General features: G+C 61.4%; 16 protein-coding genes. 11 read left to right on the forward strand and 5 right to left on the reverse strand.

From position 1 onward, the window contains the following. The first annotated feature begins 5 nt into the window (after window positions 1-5). The gene (locus CACC_RS00310; RefSeq protein WP_005276170.1) at window positions 6-929 is read left to right on the forward strand and encodes a Sir2 family NAD-dependent protein deacetylase; all 924 of its coding nucleotides are present in this window, start codon (window positions 6-8) and stop codon (window positions 927-929) included. Here CACC_RS00310 and CACC_RS00315 read toward each other — a convergent pair whose 3' ends face one another. Then, on the reverse strand, window positions 930-1,943 hold the full coding sequence (locus tag CACC_RS00315) for an esterase/lipase family protein (RefSeq protein ID WP_005276173.1): 1,014 nt from the start codon (window positions 1,941-1,943) through the stop codon (window positions 930-932). It abuts the gene before it with no gap. 294 nt (window positions 1,944-2,237) lie between these two features. On the opposite strand from CACC_RS00315, the gene amn reads away from it, so the two are divergent. The 6 genes from amn (at window position 2,238) to CACC_RS00345 (ending at window position 7,540) form a co-directional block, all read left to right on the forward strand. Then, window positions 2,238-3,641 (forward strand): AMP nucleosidase, encoded by a 1,404-nt coding sequence (gene amn, locus CACC_RS00320; protein WP_005276174.1) that lies wholly within the window; start codon window positions 2,238-2,240, stop codon window positions 3,639-3,641. A gap of 72 nt (window positions 3,642-3,713) precedes the next feature. After that, entirely contained in the window at window positions 3,714-4,226 is a 513-nt protein-coding gene (locus CACC_RS00325) for a phosphoribosyltransferase (RefSeq protein ID WP_005276176.1), read from the forward strand. A 21-nt stretch (window positions 4,227-4,247) separates the two neighbouring features. Beyond that, a complete protein-coding gene (locus tag CACC_RS00330; protein ID WP_005276180.1) occupies window positions 4,248-5,729 on the forward strand; it encodes a SulP family inorganic anion transporter in 1,482 nt (493 codons plus the stop codon). Between the two features lie 285 nt (window positions 5,730-6,014). Next, complete coding sequence (locus tag CACC_RS00335; RefSeq protein WP_005276181.1) at window positions 6,015-6,503, forward strand: ferritin; 489 nt, start codon at window positions 6,015-6,017, stop codon at window positions 6,501-6,503. A 74-nt stretch (window positions 6,504-6,577) separates the two neighbouring features. After that, window positions 6,578-6,931 (forward strand): hypothetical protein, encoded by a 354-nt coding sequence (locus CACC_RS00340; RefSeq protein ID WP_005276184.1) that lies wholly within the window; start codon window positions 6,578-6,580, stop codon window positions 6,929-6,931. Between the two features lie 12 nt (window positions 6,932-6,943). Further along, on the forward strand, window positions 6,944-7,540 hold the full coding sequence (locus CACC_RS00345; RefSeq protein ID WP_005276186.1) for an HAD-IA family hydrolase: 597 nt from the start codon (window positions 6,944-6,946) through the stop codon (window positions 7,538-7,540). Here CACC_RS00345 and CACC_RS00350 read toward each other — a convergent pair. Then, the gene (locus CACC_RS00350) at window positions 7,523-8,656 is read right to left on the reverse strand and encodes an ROK family transcriptional regulator (protein ID WP_005276187.1); all 1,134 of its coding nucleotides are present in this window, start codon (window positions 8,654-8,656) and stop codon (window positions 7,523-7,525) included. The genes CACC_RS00345 and CACC_RS00350 overlap by 18 nt on opposite strands. A 108-nt stretch (window positions 8,657-8,764) precedes the next feature. On the opposite strand from CACC_RS00350, the gene CACC_RS00355 reads away from it, so the two are divergent. Both CACC_RS00355 and CACC_RS00360 read left to right on the forward strand, forming a co-directional pair. After that, window positions 8,765-9,334 (forward strand): LOG family protein, encoded by a 570-nt coding sequence (locus tag CACC_RS00355; RefSeq protein ID WP_034653731.1) that lies wholly within the window; start codon window positions 8,765-8,767, stop codon window positions 9,332-9,334. 71 nt (window positions 9,335-9,405) lie between these two features. Further along, on the forward strand, window positions 9,406-11,076 hold the full coding sequence (locus CACC_RS00360) for a DUF885 domain-containing protein (protein ID WP_005276190.1): 1,671 nt from the start codon (window positions 9,406-9,408) through the stop codon (window positions 11,074-11,076). A gap of 22 nt (window positions 11,077-11,098) precedes the next feature. On the opposite strand, the gene CACC_RS00365 is transcribed toward CACC_RS00360, so the two are convergent. Further along, window positions 11,099-12,205: an AbrB family transcriptional regulator gene (locus CACC_RS00365; protein ID WP_005276193.1), complete on the reverse strand. Its 1,107-nt coding sequence runs from the start codon at window positions 12,203-12,205 to the stop codon at window positions 11,099-11,101. A 58-nt stretch (window positions 12,206-12,263) separates the two neighbouring features. On the opposite strand from CACC_RS00365, the gene CACC_RS00370 reads away from it, so the two are divergent. Next, window positions 12,264-13,034: a TSUP family transporter gene (locus CACC_RS00370; protein ID WP_005276195.1), complete on the forward strand. Its 771-nt coding sequence runs from the start codon at window positions 12,264-12,266 to the stop codon at window positions 13,032-13,034. Window position 13,035: 1 nt separating this feature from the next. Here CACC_RS00370 and CACC_RS00375 read toward each other — a convergent pair whose 3' ends face one another. Then, complete coding sequence (locus tag CACC_RS00375) at window positions 13,036-15,306, reverse strand: ATP-dependent RNA helicase (protein ID WP_005276197.1); 2,271 nt, start codon at window positions 15,304-15,306, stop codon at window positions 13,036-13,038. Continuing rightward, on the reverse strand, window positions 15,307-15,972 hold the full coding sequence (locus CACC_RS00380; protein WP_005276199.1) for a sugar O-acetyltransferase: 666 nt from the start codon (window positions 15,970-15,972) through the stop codon (window positions 15,307-15,309). It lies immediately after the preceding gene. Between the two features lie 39 nt (window positions 15,973-16,011). Between CACC_RS00380 and CACC_RS00385 the strand changes: the two genes are divergently transcribed. Next, a complete protein-coding gene (locus CACC_RS00385; RefSeq protein WP_005276202.1) occupies window positions 16,012-16,695 on the forward strand; it encodes an alpha-ketoglutarate-dependent dioxygenase AlkB family protein in 684 nt (227 codons plus the stop codon). Window positions 16,696-16,725 lie beyond the last annotated feature (30 nt).

Here is a 16,725-nt window from a genome sequence, read left to right on the forward strand (position 1 = left end):
TGGGTATGGATCCCGCTGTAGCCCATGCTCATCAGTCCGCGCTGAGATCGATTGCGCGCGTCGTGGAGGAGACGGCGCCGCATACGGAGGCGGGGCAGGCTTTGGGGGACATCGCCAAGCAGCTGCGTAACGGGCCGGTCATGGTGCTCACTGGGGCGGGGGTATCGACGGCATCGGGGGTGCCGGATTATCGCGGTCCGCGGGGCTCGCTGAGTAGGCACCGGCCAATGACGTATCAGGAATTTCGCCATGATCCGGCCGCTAGCCATAGGTATTGGGCGCGTAGCTTCGTGGGCTGGCGCGTGATGGATTCCGCGGCGCCGAATCGCACGCATTATGCGCTCGTGGAGTTGGAGCGCGCCGGGCTGGTTAATGGAGTGGTCACCCAAAACGTGGATGGCCTGCATAAAAGGGCGGGTACGGCGAGGTTGGTGACGCTGCACGGTGATATGGAAACCGTGGTGTGTCTGCTGTGTGGTCACTATGAGGATCGTGGGCACTTCGATGCGCGCCTAGCGGCCGCGAACCCGGGGTACCTAGAGCGCCTAGTCGTGGAAAGGGACCAAGTTAACCCAGATGGTGACGTGACGCTGGATGAGAAAGACGTTGCGGCGTTCCGGATGGCGGGCTGCGAGCGCTGCGGTTCGGAGCTGCTCAAGCCCGACGTGGTGTATTTTGGCGAGCCAGTGCCAGCCACGCGGCGGGATGCGGCATTTGCGCTATTGAACGAGGCAAGTTCGCTGTTGGTGGCCGGTTCTTCGCTGGCGGTGATGAGCGGTTATCGCTTTGTGCTTGAGGCGAAGAAGCAGGGCAAGCGCGTGGCCGTTATCAATGGCGGGCCAGGCCGCGGGGATAAGAAGGTGGATACGCTGTGGCGCACGCAGGTGGGCCCGGCTTTTGATGCCCTGCTCGATGAGTTGGAGATTTAATCAACGCGGCGTGTGCTCTACCATCCTGAGCAGCGTGCGCACGATGGCGTGCACGCGCCTATCCATGGGCATATCTTCGTGCATGACCACCGCGTGGCGGTCGAAATCTTGGATATAGATATTGCGCACCGCACCTTCAGGTGCGCCCTCTGGGTCGAGGAAGCAGGTTTCGGGCGGGACGACGACGGCATCGGAACGCGTGGCGATGCAGGTGTAGCTCACGCCGGATTCGAGGTCGCCATCGCGGTTGACATCGCGAAGCACCTCGCTGCCTACCACCTGGTCCATGCCGGCGGGGCCAAACCAGCCATCGATAATGGAGCGGATCACCGCCTCTTGGCGTTGGGTGCGAATGAGGCGACTGGCGATGCCCCCGTGGGTCGTCCCATGATTAGGCGCGCTGATGCTCATGAGGTGGACGACCTTTTCGGCGCCGCCGTCCATGCGCATCCAGTACCGCGCGAGCAGTCCGCCCTGGGAGTGGCCTACCAAGATGACCTTTTCTGCTCCGGTGACGGCGAGCACGGTATCGATATACGCGCCGAGCTGCTGCGACGATTCCGGGATGGTCTGCGTGGCGCGGTGACCGTAGTCAGGGGCAAAGACCGCCCAGCCGTCTTGGCGCAAGATATTGCCCATAATTTGCCAGACGCCCTTGGTATCGCAGGTGCCGTGGATCAGGATGACCGGCCAGGGGCGCTCGTCGCTCGGGCGGGCGCCCCAATCGTCTTCGAAAACGCCGCGCGGCTTCGTGCGTGCGCCGAGGGGCAGGGTCCTTGCGGCATCGGCATCGAGGGCGGAATCGCCGGGACTGGACTTGTCCTTTTCGGCCTTGAGGCGGTCAACGATCTCGTCGGCGACGTCATCCTGCAAAGCACTGGCCGCGGCCGGGGAGGCGATGCCAAGGCGTGGCGAATCTTTTTCTTCGGGTGCATCTTCTTCGTTCACGCGCCCGAATTTGAGGAGTTGTTCAGAAATAATACTTTTCAACTCTGCAAGAGATTCGACAGCCATGCCTTCCAATCATACGCGTTAATGCAGGTAAATGGCCTCTTTAGAAAAGTTGAAGAAATTTATGGAGAAAGCCCTTGACCTCACGCCATAATCTTTGTAAACTTAGGCTTGCCTAATCACGGGCGGTGCTTACGGCGTAGGGCGCTCCACTCCTTGCCGCTAAGTGCCAGAGATTAGTCATGGGGAGAGGGCCCGCCGATGCGCAGTCGGCGGGCCTTCGTTTATGCCTCGGGAGGATAGCCGGGGTAAAAGTCTCCGCTGCCGTGCTGCTCGGTCCCCGCTAAACTCGCCGGTATGACCGATCTGCAGCATGTCCACTCCGTAGATGAAGCGGTGACTCGCTTAATTGAGCATTATGAAACCTCGTGTGAGATGGCGCGCGAGGCCCTTGCCTCCGGCACCCTCGATGATTATCGCCACGTGGTTTATCCCAAGGTGACAGTGGAGATCCGTAAATGGCAGCCGATTGACCGCTCCGAGCCCTTTGGCTATGTGGACGAGGCCGGCAAGTATTCTGCGGTCGTCTCCAAGCCGCACATCATCCGAGAGTACTTGCACGAGCAGCTGACGCGGCTGACTAACAATTATCCGTGCGATATCTTCGTGGGCCAATCGGATGAGCGCATTCCGCCGGAATACATCAAAGATGCCCCGGCGGCGCCGCAGGAACGCGGCCCCATTCCGCGCCCGACCTTGGATGAGGTCAATGATGCGATTATTGATGGCGAGTGGGATGCGTTTCACGGCGGGGAAAAGCCGCTCTTTCACTTCGGGGCGCAGCGCTTCGATATTGCCTGTGCGCGCATTGAGCATTACACCGGCATCGAGGTCGATACGGTGCAGAAATACATTCTGTTTACCAATTACGCGATGCATACCACGGAATTCGTGAAATTCGGCCTGCGCGAGCTGACCAAGGAGGATTCGCGTTATACGGCGCTGGTATTGCCCAATGGGGAGACCATTCACCCTAATGATGCGGTGGACCTCGACCTGGATGGGCTAACGCTGACCTCGCGCTTTCAGATGCCCCGGTTCGATCTCATTACCGCAGGTGGCGATGGCATCACGATGATCAATATCGGGGTGGGGCCATCGAATGCGAAGACCATTACGGACTGCTTGGCCGTGCTGCGGCCGGAGGCCTGGATCATGATTGGCCACTGCGCCGGCATGGATGGGCGCATGCGCATCGGAGACCTGATCTTGGGCAATGCCTACGAGCGCCACGACCACATCTTGGACCGGCAGGTGGTTTCTTCCACGCCGATTCCGGCCATTCCAGAGGTCCAGCGCATGCTGGAGGCGGCCGTGGATGAGGTCTACGGCAGCGATAATTCGCTCATGCGCACCGGTACGGTGCTATCGACCGATGACCGCGATTGGGAATGGCGCACCAGCCGGGATCTGTGGGAGTGGTTGCGCACTTCTACCGCGGTGGCGGTGGACATGGAATCGTGCGCCTTGGCGGCAAATGGGTACCGCTACCGCGTGCCTTATGGCACGCTGCTTTCCGTATCGGATCTGCCGCTGCACGCCGTGCCGAAGCTGCCGGCGCAGGCCCAGGCGTTTTATTCCAACTCCAAGGAAGCCCACGTCATGTGCGCGGTGCGCGCGGTGGAACAGCTGGCAGAAAACCCGGAACGCCTGCGCACGCGCAAGCTGCGGCGGACGTTGGGAGAGGTTCCTTTCCGGTAGCTGCTTTCCCTTGGTAGGTATCGCTAGTTAAACTACAAAGAAAGCCCATGACGCAAAAGGAGCCGCGCAATCGTGACTGAGAATTGGATCCACCCGGACCGGGAGAACCTCACCTGGGAAGTCTTCGGCGAAGCGAGCCGGAATCTTTCGGAGCAAATCGTGGAATCCGGCTGGTTTCCTGATTTGATCGTGGGCGTTGCCCGCGGCGGCCTGATCCCAGCCGGTGCCATTGGTTATGCCATCGGGGTCAAGGCCATGGGCGCTATCAACGTGGAGTTCTACACCGATATTGGCCAGACCTTGGATGAGCCGATCATCTTGTCCCCGCAATTGGATACGGATTCCCTCAAGGGCAAGAAGGTGCTCGTCGTTGATGACGTGGCCGATTCCGGCAAGACCTTGGATCTGGTGGTGAACTTCTTGGAAGAAACCGCCGATGAAGTGCGTTCCGCTGTCGTCTACACCAAGCCGAAGACCATTTTCGAGCCGGATTACTCGTGGAAGAAGACGGATAAGTGGATCAACTTTGCCTGGTCGGTGCTGCCGGTCATCACGGCGGATGGCTCCTTTCAGGAAGGCTCGTAGTAGCCACTAGTATGTGCAGGCGTGATTAACGAGCAGCCTGCACCCACCGGCGTCATCGCCAGTTTCCGCTTTGCCTTTTCCTCACCTGCGCGTTTGCGCAAGGAGGTCCTTGGCGGACTGGCGGTGGCGCTTGCTTTGATCCCGGAAGTTTTAAGCTTTTCTATTCTCGCCGGCCTCGACCCGCGGGTGGGGCTGTATTCCTCGGTGATTATGGCGATGGCTATCGCCTTTACCGGCGGGCGCCCCGCCATGATTTCCGCGGCGGCGGGTGCGGTTGCCCTGGTGGTGGCACCGCTCGCGCACGAATATGGGCACGATTACGTGGTGGCGGCGGTGCTTGCGGCCGGTATTATCCAGGTGCTGTTGGCGTGGGTGGGCATCGCCAAGCTCATGCGTTTTATCCCGCGTTCGGTGATGACCGGATTCGTCAATGCACTGGGCATTATGATGTTTACCGCGCAGCTGCCGCACCTTATTGATGTCCCCTGGATGGTCTATGTGCTGGTAGCCATTGGCTTGGCCATCATGATCATTTTGCCGCGGTTTACCCAGGCAATTCCGGCGCCGTTGGTGACCATCGTGGTGGTAAGCCTCATCGCCGGCGCGGCTGGGTGGAAGGTGCCGGATGTTGCGGATCAGGGTGAGCTGCCCACGACGCTGCCAGGGCTTTTCATTCCGGATATTCCCTGGAACCTAGAGACCCTGCAGATCATTGCACCCTATGCCTTTGGGATGGCGCTGGTGGGCCTGATGGAATCGCTGCTGACGGCAAAGCTTGTCGATGACATTACGGATACCCATTCCGATAAGACCCGCGAGTCCTTTGGCCAGGGCATTGGCAATATATTGGCCGCGGCCATTGGTGGCATGGGTGTGTGCGCGATGATTGGCCAGACGATGATCGGCGTCAAGGTATCCCAGGCGCGCACGCGCTTGTCGACGTTCCTCGCCGGCGCCTTCCTCCTCGTGCTGTGCCTGCTTTTCGGCGAGGCGGTAGGCCGCATTCCGATGGCCGCGCTGGTCGCGGTGATGATCCTCGTGGCGGCGACGACGGTCAATTGGCATTCCATCCGCCCGCGCACGCTCAAGCTGATGCCGCTTTCTGAAATCCTCGTCATGCTGCTGACGGTCGCGGGCACGCTGGCCACGCATAACCTGGCGGTAGGAGTGGTCTTAGGCGTGGTGGCTGCATCGATTGGCTTTGCCCGCCGGGTGGCGCACCTCGTGGAGGTTGAGTTGGTAGATGGATATACCTACGTGGTGCATGGCCAACTCTTCTTCGCCTCCTCGAATGATTTGGTTTACGCCTTTGATTACACGCTTGATACGGACTTCGTGGTGGTGGACCTTTCCGATGCCGAGGTCTGGGATGCCTCGACGGTGGCGACGCTGGATGCGGTGCAGAAAAAGTACGCGGATCGCGGCATTGAGGTGGAGTTTCGGGGCCTCGATGGGGCGAGCGCGCAGCGCCTGGAGCGCCTGAGTGGGCAACTGGGTGATTAATATCACATTGCGAGCGTGATGTGCGTAAGCGTACCGGCTGAGAAGCGTTGGATGGAGTGGACTAGCGCGGCGAGATTGACCGTTTAGGGCAATGACCTCGAACTATTAGGCGATATTAACTTCGTGCCGTGGAGCAGCTTTGTCTTAACTAACTTAGGTGATCCAACCTGAAAAATGCCCCTGAGGTGCGGGTTTGATTAAGCATACCTTGCTAGACGGGAGATTTTATTTGGGTATTGTAGTGCCTACAACCAATTAATTGATTCCTACAGAAAGGATTTAGCAATGGATGAGAAGCTGCAAACTCTGCTAAACAATCAGGTCATTAACGAGCACGGCGCCGCTATGGTCTACACCCAGCTGGCCTACGAGATGGACAACCTGTCCTTCCCGGGCATGCGCGACTGGTTCATGGCTCAGGCTAGCGAAGAGCGCGTCCACGCACAGAAGCTTGCGGATCACCTCTTGGCACGCGGCTACCGCGTAGAGCTTAACGATATCCCGGTTGGCTCCATCAAGGCTGCCACCCCGCTGGATGCGTTCGAGGCTTCCTTGGCACACGAGCAGAAGGTCTCCGAGCAGATCCGCGAGATCGCCCGCGTTGCCCTTGACATCCAGGACTTGGACTCCCGTCAGCTCATTGACTGGTTCCTGGCTGAGCAGATCGAGGAAGAGGACACCGTTTCTGAGATCATCGACCAGATCAAGCTGGTGGGCAACGATGGTGCTGGCCTGCTGCGCATCGATTCCCGTTTGGCTAACCGCAACTCCTAAGTTGTGAATAACAAACCCATCAAGATTTAAATCAATCCTCCCATAGCACTGGACTGCTGTGGGAGGATTGACGTATGTCTGCACACCTCAAAGCAACCCTCTCTGCCACCCTGGCGGTATTGGCATTAAGCCTCATCATCGGTGCTGCGGTCATCTCAAGCCACGTGACCCTCGGCATCTTTTTGACCACCGGGGCGCTCATGCTGAGTCCGTTTGCGGGGGTGGTGATGCTGGCGTGTGGGGTCATCGGCAAGCGCGGGCTGGTCAACCGCTCCCTATATTCCCTGAGTGGAATGCTGATTCTGGCCTCGTTGGCCGTGCTCATCGTTTTGCCGATGGCGCAGGCGACGGCGGCGCTGGTGATTTTTATCGCCGGTACCGCGGTGGGGATTGTGGCCGTGCAGACCCAAGCTACTAGGCGCGCATAAACTGGACGCATTATGCCGAAGTTGCTGTTTGATCTGTACGGCGTGCTGCTGCGCCCCACCACGCCGGAAGCGCACGCTGAACTGGAGCGCTTCCTCGCGCCTGCGAACCCGGAGGCATTCTGGGAGGCCTATAACTATTTCCGGCCCGATTACGATGCCGGAATTTTTAGCGATAGCCACTACTGGAACGAGATAGCCGCCCGTGCGGGTATGGAGCCCATTGACTGCGCTGGGGCCGTGGCCTGCGAGAATCAGTACCTGCTCGAGGCGGACTCAGAGATGGTAGCGCTGGTCAAAGGGCTCATCGGGGAGGGCTTTAGCGTCGGGATTTTATCCAATATACCCACGACCCTGGCGGAACAGGTGCGCGCGCAGCACCCGTGGTTGGCAGAGTGTGCGGCGGTAACGTTGAGCTGCGATATCGGGGTGGCCAAGCCGCATCCTGAGGCCTACCGAGTGGCGGTGGACGCGCTCGCGGCGCAGCCCAAGGACACGCATTTTTTTGATGACCGCATTGACTACATCGAGGGCGCTACCTATTGCGGGTTACAAGCCCACCTGTTTACCGGAATCGACTCCGCGCGCGAGGTTCTACGCGGTCTGGAGTGAGCGGCCCAGCTCCAAGGGCTCGCGCAATAGCTGATCGGTGGCCACGGTGCGGGCGACGGCGCGCACGATCTCTTTGTGGCTGGGAATCATGCGCAGCTCCAGATCGTCCGAGGTGGAACCGCGGACGGTGGAGGCAAAAAGCTGGGGCGCACGGGAATCGCCGGTAAAGGCCCCGCCGGCAATGACCACGGTTTTTGGTGCGTATTCGTGGACCATGTCCGCCGTAATCTGGCCCAGCTGGCGGGCGCGCTCATCCAAAATGGCGCGCACGGCTGAATTGGACTCGGCGATGGTCGCGACCTCGTGCAGGGTATTGGCCTCGATGCCGTGGCGGCGCACGGCCTCCAGGATGGACTGGGTGGCCAAGAGGTGTTCGGAAGCGCCGTGGCCCAGCACGTCAGAGTGGGTCTGCGGGAGCGGGATGATGGAATTGACCTCGTCATCGACGGAGAGCGCAGATCCTAAGGAATCATCCGCGAAGAGCAGGAGAACGCGCTCGTTCGTGCCAATCTCGGCAGCCTGGGTCTCCGAGCCCAAAATGGCGGAAATGGCGGAGGTGACAACCACGGGAACGCTAAATTGGAAGCGTAGGCGCGCCGCGATATCCACGCCGTGCCAACCCAGGTTATCCGCGGTGACTAGGCCCTCTTCATCCACGGTGCCCGAGGTGGTAATCCCCAATGCCACGAGCCGGCGATCTAGGCCCGTCATCATGCGGTTGATGCCGGCCATGATGTGTTCAAGAAAGTCTTCCTCCGTCAGGCGGGCGACAGGAGTGGCGATCTCTTCTTCTGAAACGGTGCGGCCCTTGATGTCATAGAGGCCGATATAGGTCTCAGAGGTGCCGACGGCGATGCCGCCGAGTACCCAGTTATTATCCGCGGCCTCGAGGGGAACGGTAGGGCGGCCCCGGCCCTGGGATTGGGTGAGGTCGGTGCGCTCTTGGATGAGTCCTGCGTTGAGGAGCGCGGTGGTAGCGCGGGTAATGGTGGGCTGGGAGAGTCCGGTGGCTTCTACCAGCTCACTACGGGTAATGATCGGATTCAGGCGCACCAGGTGAAGGCACTTAGCAGCCGGTGTACGGGGGCGCGTGAACACGGGGCCAGGTTTGATCATGAAAGAAAGTATATGTGTCACAGACTGCTTTGTCTAATCTATTCATAGGTGTATGTACCGAATGGTCTAAAGGTGGAGGTAGGCCGAAAATTCCCTATGCTGGGGCGCATGAAATCAGTAGCGGTTTATTGTGGTTCCGCCGTGGGCAATTCGCCCGCCTATAGCGCAGCGGCACAACACTTGGGCGGCGAGCTTGCCCGTCGCGGGCTGAACTTGGTCTATGGCGGCGGAAATATCGGCCTCATGCGTGAGGTTGCCAACTCCTGCTTGAAGGCCGGCGGCACCGTCACTGGCGTCATGCCGCAATCCCTGGTGGATTTAGAGATCTCCCACCCAGGCTTGACCCGCCTCGAGGTCGTGGATTCTATGGCCGAGCGGAAAACCCGGATGGAGCAGCTGGCGGATGCCTTTATCTGTTTGCCCGGCGGCGTGGGCACGTTGGAGGAAGTGACAGAGGTACTGACCCAACAACAGCTGGGCAGCATTCGTGGGCCCGTTGGCTTGGTTGACGTGGAAGGTTTTTGGCAGCCCTTTTATGACATGTATGCCGCCATGGCTGAGGCGGGCTTCATCCTGCCTCGCTTTGTAAAAGCACTGGTCATAGAGGAAAATCCCGCGGCCGTGCTGGATGGTTTTGTCCAGTGGCACTACCCGGGCACGAAGTGGAACAACGATTAGCTAACAAGTTTGCAACATTTGGGTGGGGCTGGGTGGCTTATCAACAAGATAAAGGGTTAGACTTCCCTCTTATGAGTTCTGAGCAGACCGCTAAGCGCCAGCCCTCTCTACTGGACGCTTCGTGCGATAACTTCGTTCACGACCTAGCCGAGCTATCCCCAACTGATGCAACCGCGTGGGGAATTGACGGTTTTGAAGGCGAATTGCAGGATTTTTCCCCTGACTATTTTGAGGCGGTCGCTGATCGCACCCGCGATATGGTTGCGGATCTAGATGCCTTGGATGACACCACCGATGAATCCGATGATGAGGATGACTTCGATGATGTGGATTATGTCACCGCCGCCGTCTTGCGGGATCGTCTCTGCTTAGATCTGGATTTGCACCACCACGGCGAGGATATTCGCAGCCTTAATAATATTGCCTCGCCCGTGCAGACCATCCGGGATTCCCTGCTGCTTATGCCGCAGGAGACCCAGGAGGACCGCGAGGCCATTCGCTCCCGCCTGTCCAAGGTCAAGGGTTCCCTCGATGGCTACCGCGAGTCCCTGAAGGAAGCGGCCTCCCACGGCATGGTGGCACCGCACCGCCAGATCTCTGAGGTCATTGTGCAGTGCGAGCGGCTTGCCGATGCCGATTCCATGCTCGAGGGCCTCGGCCTCGACCCCGACTCCGCCGAGGTAGAGAAGGCCAAGGAGGCCTTTGGCGAGTTCTCGGATTGGCTGTCTAATGATCTGCAGCCGCAGTCCTCTAATAAGGACGCGGTGGGCCGCGAGCGCTACGAGCGCTTTTCCAAGCTTTTCGTCGGCGATTCCGTGGACTTGGACGAGGCCTATGAATGGGGCCTTGACCAGGTGCGTTACCTGCGCGGGGAGCAGGAGAAGATCGCGCACGAGCTTTATGGCTCGGAGTGCTCGGTGCGCTCTGCCATGCGCAAGCTGAACCACGAGGAACGCTATACCCTGCGCGGTACCGATGCCTTGGTGGAGTGGATGCAGAGCAAGGCCGATGCGGTCATCGCCGAGCTCAACGGCAAGGAATTCGACATTCCGGAAGAAGTCGAAGAGATCGAGTGCTGCATCGACCCAGCCGGCACCGGCGGCATCTTCTACACCCCGCCCAGCGATGATTTTTCGCGCCCGGGCCGCATGTGGTGGTCCGTGCCGGAGGGCCAAGATACCTTCCACACCTGGCAGGAGCTGACTACCGTGCACCATGAGGGCGTACCGGGTCACCACCTGCAGCTGGGTTCTGCCCTGGTACAAGAGGATCTCAACCTGTGGCGCCGCGCGGTGACGTGGAATTCCGGCCACGGCGAGGGTTGGGCCCTATACGCTGAGCAGCTCATGGCCGAGCTGGGCTACATGGACGATCCTGGTGTGCGGATGGGGCTGCTCGATGCCCAGCGCCTGCGCGCGGCCCGCGTCGTGGTGGATATCGGATTGCACCTGGGCAAGAAGCTGCCGGACTGCACCGTATCCGGCGTATGGGATAAGGCCCACGTGAAGACCTACATGCGCGAAAACACCGCCATGGATGATGCGAACCTCAACTTTGAGGTCAACCGCTACCTGGGTTGGCCGGGCCAGGCCCCGTCCTATGCCTTGGGCCAGCGCCTGTGGCAAGAAACCCGCGCCGCCGCCGAAGAGCAGGGCATGAGCGCCCGCGAATTCCACTCCGAGGCGTTGGCTCTTGGCTCGGTGCCCATGTCGGTGCTGCGCGAGGCCGTGCTCAATAACTAAACGCGCAGGCTAGCCGCGCACGCTAGCGCCTTTTAGCAAACTTGCTGACAGCCCTGATGAGCTGCGGCAGGTACCCCGCAATGACCAGCACGGCGATGAGGCGGGTGAGCTGCACCGCGATAACCACGGGGCCAGCCCCGCCTTCCGCGGAGAGCGCGAGCACGGTCTCTAGCGCGCCGGGGCTGGTGGCTAGGTAGGCCTCGAAGTAACTGATATTCAGCCAGTGCATCAGCGGCCACGCCGTGGCCGCACACAGGCCGAGGACGGCGGCGATGGAAAGAATCGTCGCGGGAAGTTGTTTGGCAAAGGCCTTGAGCGATGGGAGGGAAAGCCCGCCGCCGCAGACCCACCCGATGGATAAAAAGGCGATGACCTTAAAGGCATAGATCGGCTCCAGCGTATGCCCCTCCGGCAGGAAGAAGGAGGCCAGCACCGTCAAGATCAACGGGCCGAGCACGGCCGCTGCGGGCAGGTGCAGGAATTTTCCAAGGCTTTCACCGACCAGCGCGATAACGAGCACCAACGCGATGATCCACCAGGTGGTTTCCGCCTCCAGCCTTAAGTCACCGCCCCTTCCGGCCGGCGTATCGAGGAAGGTCACGACGGCGGGAAGGGATATGGAGACGATCAATAACCGCAGGTATTGGGTGAGCGCGACGTAGCGGTAGTCGGCACCGAGTTCATCGGCAAGCGCGGGCATGAGCGAGGCACCGCCGGGGAGCATGGACAGGATGCCGGTTTCGGAGGAGACGTCCCGTGGCCGCTGGCGGTGCAGCATGACGCCGCAAAAAATTCCCAACGCGATGGTGACAAAGGACATGGTTATGGCAGCCGGCAGGTATCCCACCAATTGGCCGAAGGAAACTACCGTCAGCGGCAGCGCGGCCATGATGCCGATGAATCCGCGCGATAGCCCATAAAATTTGCGGTTGACCTTGAGGTCTTCACCGGTGATAAGGGCCATGGCGCCGGAGGCGATGATCGCGGCCAAAATCCACGCGGCCGGCACGTGCCACATACTAAAAAGCCAGCCCAAGAGGATGGAGACGGGGACCACGATGCCCCACCGCAGGATGGTGTGGGTGTCTACGCTTATTCCCCAGTGCCGCTGTGCCACGTATTCTCCCATCTTCTGCTCGTCTCCGATCGAGTCTAGACCTCCCCGCCGCGGGGCTTATGATCTCCTCATGGATATCGACGTGGCGCAGTGGGCGGTGCTCCTTGTGGGCGCGGCGGGTGCAGGCTGGATCGATGCGGTCATTGGCGGGGGAGGCCTCGTGCTTATTCCGCTATTGCTTGCCGTCGTGCCGGGGCTGGCACCGGCAACGGCGCTGACCACCAACAAGCTCGCGGCGGTATCGGGCACGGCATCGGCGGCCGTGACCTTGGTGCGCAGGGTGCGCCCGCCCGCAGGGGAGCTCGTTCGCTACGCCCTCATCGCCCTCGTGTGCGCCGGGCTGGGCGCGAGCGTGGCGGCGAATCTAAATAGCGATATCATGCGCCCGCTCATCATCGTGCTGTTAGTAGTGGTGGGCGTCTTCGTGACCTTTAAGCCGAGCTTTGGCACCACCGAGTCTCCCGGTATCCGCGGCGGATGGCGCACCTGGGCGGGGCTTGTGGCGGTCGCGGCCATCTCCTTTTATGACGGCATCTTTGGCCCGGGTACCGGCATGTTCCTGATTATGGCCTTTACCTTCATCTTCTCCCAGAACTTCCTAAAATCCGCGGCGATGGCCAAGGTGGTCAATACCGCCACGAACCTCGGTGCGCTGGTGACCTTCATCCTTGGCGGCCACGTGTGGTGGACCCTTGGTATCGCGTTGGCCGCCGCCAATATCCTCGGCGCCCAGGTGGGCGCGCGGACGGTGCTCAGCGGCGGAACGAAGCTTATCCGCTACGCCCTGCTTACCTTGGTAGTGGTCATGAGCAGCTATTTATCCTGGCAGCAGTGGGGTTAGGCTACATCCGGTTCTTGGTCCGCGCGGTGGCAATGGCATTCCACGGATCCTCGGGCCACGGGTGCTTGGGGTAGCGCCCGCGCATTTCGGCGCGCACCCCGGCGTAGGGGCCGGACCAGAAGCTAGCAAGATCATCGGTGACCGCCAGCGGGCGGCCGGCGGGGGAGAGCAAGTGGAATTGCACGCGGTTGCCGCAGTACTCCGGGGATTCGGCCAAACCGAAGCATTCTTGCAACTTGATGTGGACCACGGGGCGCTCGCCCGACCAATCGATCTTGGCATCGCGGCCGGAGGGCACGGGCAGGCGCTGAGGTGCGAGCTCGTCCAGGCGGGTGGCTCCGGGCCAGGGGAGCAGGCGCTGCAGGGCGGGGTACATGTCTATTTTGGCGGTGGGGGTTCCCGCGGCAATCTGGTGCAGCTCGGGCCCAAGCCACTCGGCGGGATCGGCGGCATCGACTTCCGGCCAAGGGTCGCCGTAGTGCGCGTGCAGGTGGCGGAGCCTATCTTTTAAGCTCTGGGCTTTCTCGCTGAAGGTAAATAGGCCGAGGCCTTCTTCGCGGATGCCGGCGGCAAGGGCCTGCGCGGCGGCATCGCCGGTGACCTTGACCGGGGTTTCGGACAGCACAATCGCCCCGGCCGCCCGGACTTTGACCCCGCGCACGCGGCCCCCACGCAGGAAGGCGCGGGTTTCTTCTGTGACGCCGATGGCATCCAGCGCGGCAGACTCTTCGATGCGCGCGGCGGTGCGGATGATGGGGTTTCCGGCATTGGAGAGGGTGACCTCCGCGATGGCGAGCCACGGCGAGCCGGCCAGCCCGGAGTTATCCAGCAGCCGGGCGCGGGTGCCGCTGGCCAGCAGGTAATCTTCGCCCACGCGCTTGGCCACCTGCTCGGGATAGGCGGTGGCGACGACCTCGCCGGGGTCAGCGGGTCCGAGATCCTCCACCAGGCGAGACAGGCGCCTGATTTCCTTCTGCGGTGCGGGGCGGCGGGTGAGATCGGTGGTGTTGGTGGGGGCATCGGCAAGCGCGGCGATGGTGGGCGCCGCCTGGCTGCCGTGCCGGATAAGGGCCGCGCCTTGGCGGGGATCGGTGGGCAGCAGGGCGAGTTCCTGCGTCGCGCCAATGCGCTCGAGGGTGGCGCGCGCGGCCGCAAGGGCTTGGGCGGGCGGCGGATCGAGCAGCGGGAAATCCGGGCCCGCGCCCCAGCAGTCTAAAAACAGCGCAGCCTGGGTGAGGTCCGCGGACAGGATCTCCGGCGTGGTGTGCGGGGAAAAGTGCTGGTAATCGTCCTGGGAATAGCAGCGAATGACCGTACCCGGCGCCTCACGCCCGGCACGGCCCGCGCGCTGGTCCGCGCTCGACCTCGATGTGGAGACCGTCACCAAACCGGACATGCCGCGCTGCGCATCGCGCCGGGGAACGCGGGCCAGCCCCGCATCCACCACCACGCGCACGCCAGGCACCGTCAACGAGGACTCCGCGATGGATGTTGCCACCACAATGCGCTGCTCATCGGTATAAAGCGCGGCATCCTGCTCCGCGGTGGTTTGCTTGCCGTGCAGCGGGAAAACATTATGGCCCCGCAACTCCTCGCATACCAGGTTCACCTCGCGCACGCCGGGCACGAAGACCAAGGTGGATTCGTGTTGGCGGGCTGCTTGCTTGGCGATGCTCCCATAAAACTCCCGCGACCCCGCCGCGCGCCCCGGCTGCGGCGCGTACTGGATATCCAGGGGATAGGTCACCGCCTCGGTGGTGTGAACGGGCGCGCCCATGAGCTGGGAAAAGCGCTGCGCGTCGACCGTGGCGGACATGGCGATGACGCGGAAGTCTTCGCGCAACTCGGTCAGTTCCAGGCACATGCCGAGCACTAGATCCGTATCCAGCTGGCGTTCGTGAACCTCATCGATGGCCACGGCGGCCACGCCCTCGAGCTCCGGATCCTTCAGCAGGCGGCGCAGCAGCACGCCCGGGGTGACGAACTCGACCTCGCTGCCCGCGCGGGATTCGCCGCGGATGGCGAAACCGACCTTATCCGGGGTGCCGCTGAGGGTGCTTAAGCGCTGGGCGGCCGCGCGCACGGCCACGCGGCGCGGGGCGGTGACGATGACCTTGCCGCGCCCTGCGGAATGATTGGCTAGTGCGGGTGGCACGAGCGTGGTTTTACCCGTGCCGGGCGGTGCCTGAATGACGACGTTTCCGGTGTGGGGCAGCGAATCGATGGTCTCGGCTACGGGCAGCCCCGCGCCAATGCTGGCGAGATCGAACATTTACTGCGCGGCCCCAAAACCTTCCACGGGGCCGTCCAAATCCTTGCGCTCCCACGAATCCTCATCGCCGTCCAGCGTGCGCACCACGCGGCCGGGCGTACCCAGGACCAGCGAATTATCTGGGATATCCTTGGTCACCAGCGTGCCGGCACCAATAACGCAGTTTTCACCAATGGTAACCCCCGGCATGACGGTGGCATTGGCCCCAAACCAGGTATTGCGCCCCACGGTGATGGGGTGGGCGATTTCCCACCCGCCCTCGCGCATCGCGTGATTATTGACGGGGTGGCCCACCGTAATGAACGAGCAATTGGGCCCAATCAACACGCGATCACCGAATGTGACCTTGGCCTGGGCCAAAATGCTGCTGCCAAAGTTGATGAAGACGCCTTCCCCACAGACGATATTGCAACCGTATTCCATATTCAGCGGCGCGTGCGCCCCCGGCACGTGTGATTCCTCCGGCAGGATCTCCCGCAAGATTGCCTGCGCCTGCTCCTTATCGGTGTTGTGCAGATCGTTGAACTGCCCAATCAGCCCAAAGGTGCGCTGGTGCTCCTTGTCGATGTCCCCCATGCCCGGCAGGTGCCACTGCCCACCGGTCATTCGCTCCCAAGTGCCGTAGCGTTGCAGGTCGTGCAGCTTTTGTTCATCCATGTGAGCCATTGTAGAGGCCTCCACGGCGGTGGCGATTAGAGTGGAGGAATGCTTTTTGATTCACTGCCGCGGCCGAATGCGTACGTCGCGCCGGGCGTGGGGCACGTGCCGGGGTGGGTGGGCATCGGCAAGCAAAAGGTCCTTGTAGAAGAGACGCGGGAGATTGCTCGTGCGTATGCGCATACGCCGATGGCGATGGTGCAGCCGCGGCTGAAATCGGGTGGGCAGATGAGCGTATTTCAGCTGCATCTTGGCCGGTATTGGCATTATCCCAGCTACCGGTACGTGGACAATATGGAAGGCACGCGGGTGCCGCCGGTGCCGGATAGCTTGCGGGAATTGGCCCCGGTGGCGCTGCGGCAGGCGGCCCAGGTTGCCCCGGAGCTTGAACCATGGGTGGATAACTTCGTGCCGGAGATGGCGCTGGTGAATTATTATCCGCCCGGCTCGGCGATGGGGATGCACGTGGATGACTCTGAGGGATCGCCCGCGCCCGTGATTTCGCTTTCGATTGGGGATGAGGCCCTTTTTCGCATAGGCCATACCGAAAATCGCACTAAGCCCTGGGACGATGTGACTTTGTGCTCGGGTGATTTGGTGGTCTTTGGCGGGCCGAAGCGCTTTGCCTATCACGGGGTGGTGCGGGTAAATGATGGCACGCTGCCGGAGGGTTGCGGGCTGCAGGAAGGCAGAATCAATATCACCATCAGACAAGTTTCGGCGAGGCGGTAGGCTAGGTCGGGTTACATAAAGGTTGAAGGA

It is taken from the genome of Corynebacterium accolens (assembly GCF_023520795.1).
Classification (GTDB): Bacteria; Actinomycetota; Actinomycetes; order Mycobacteriales; family Mycobacteriaceae; genus Corynebacterium; species Corynebacterium accolens.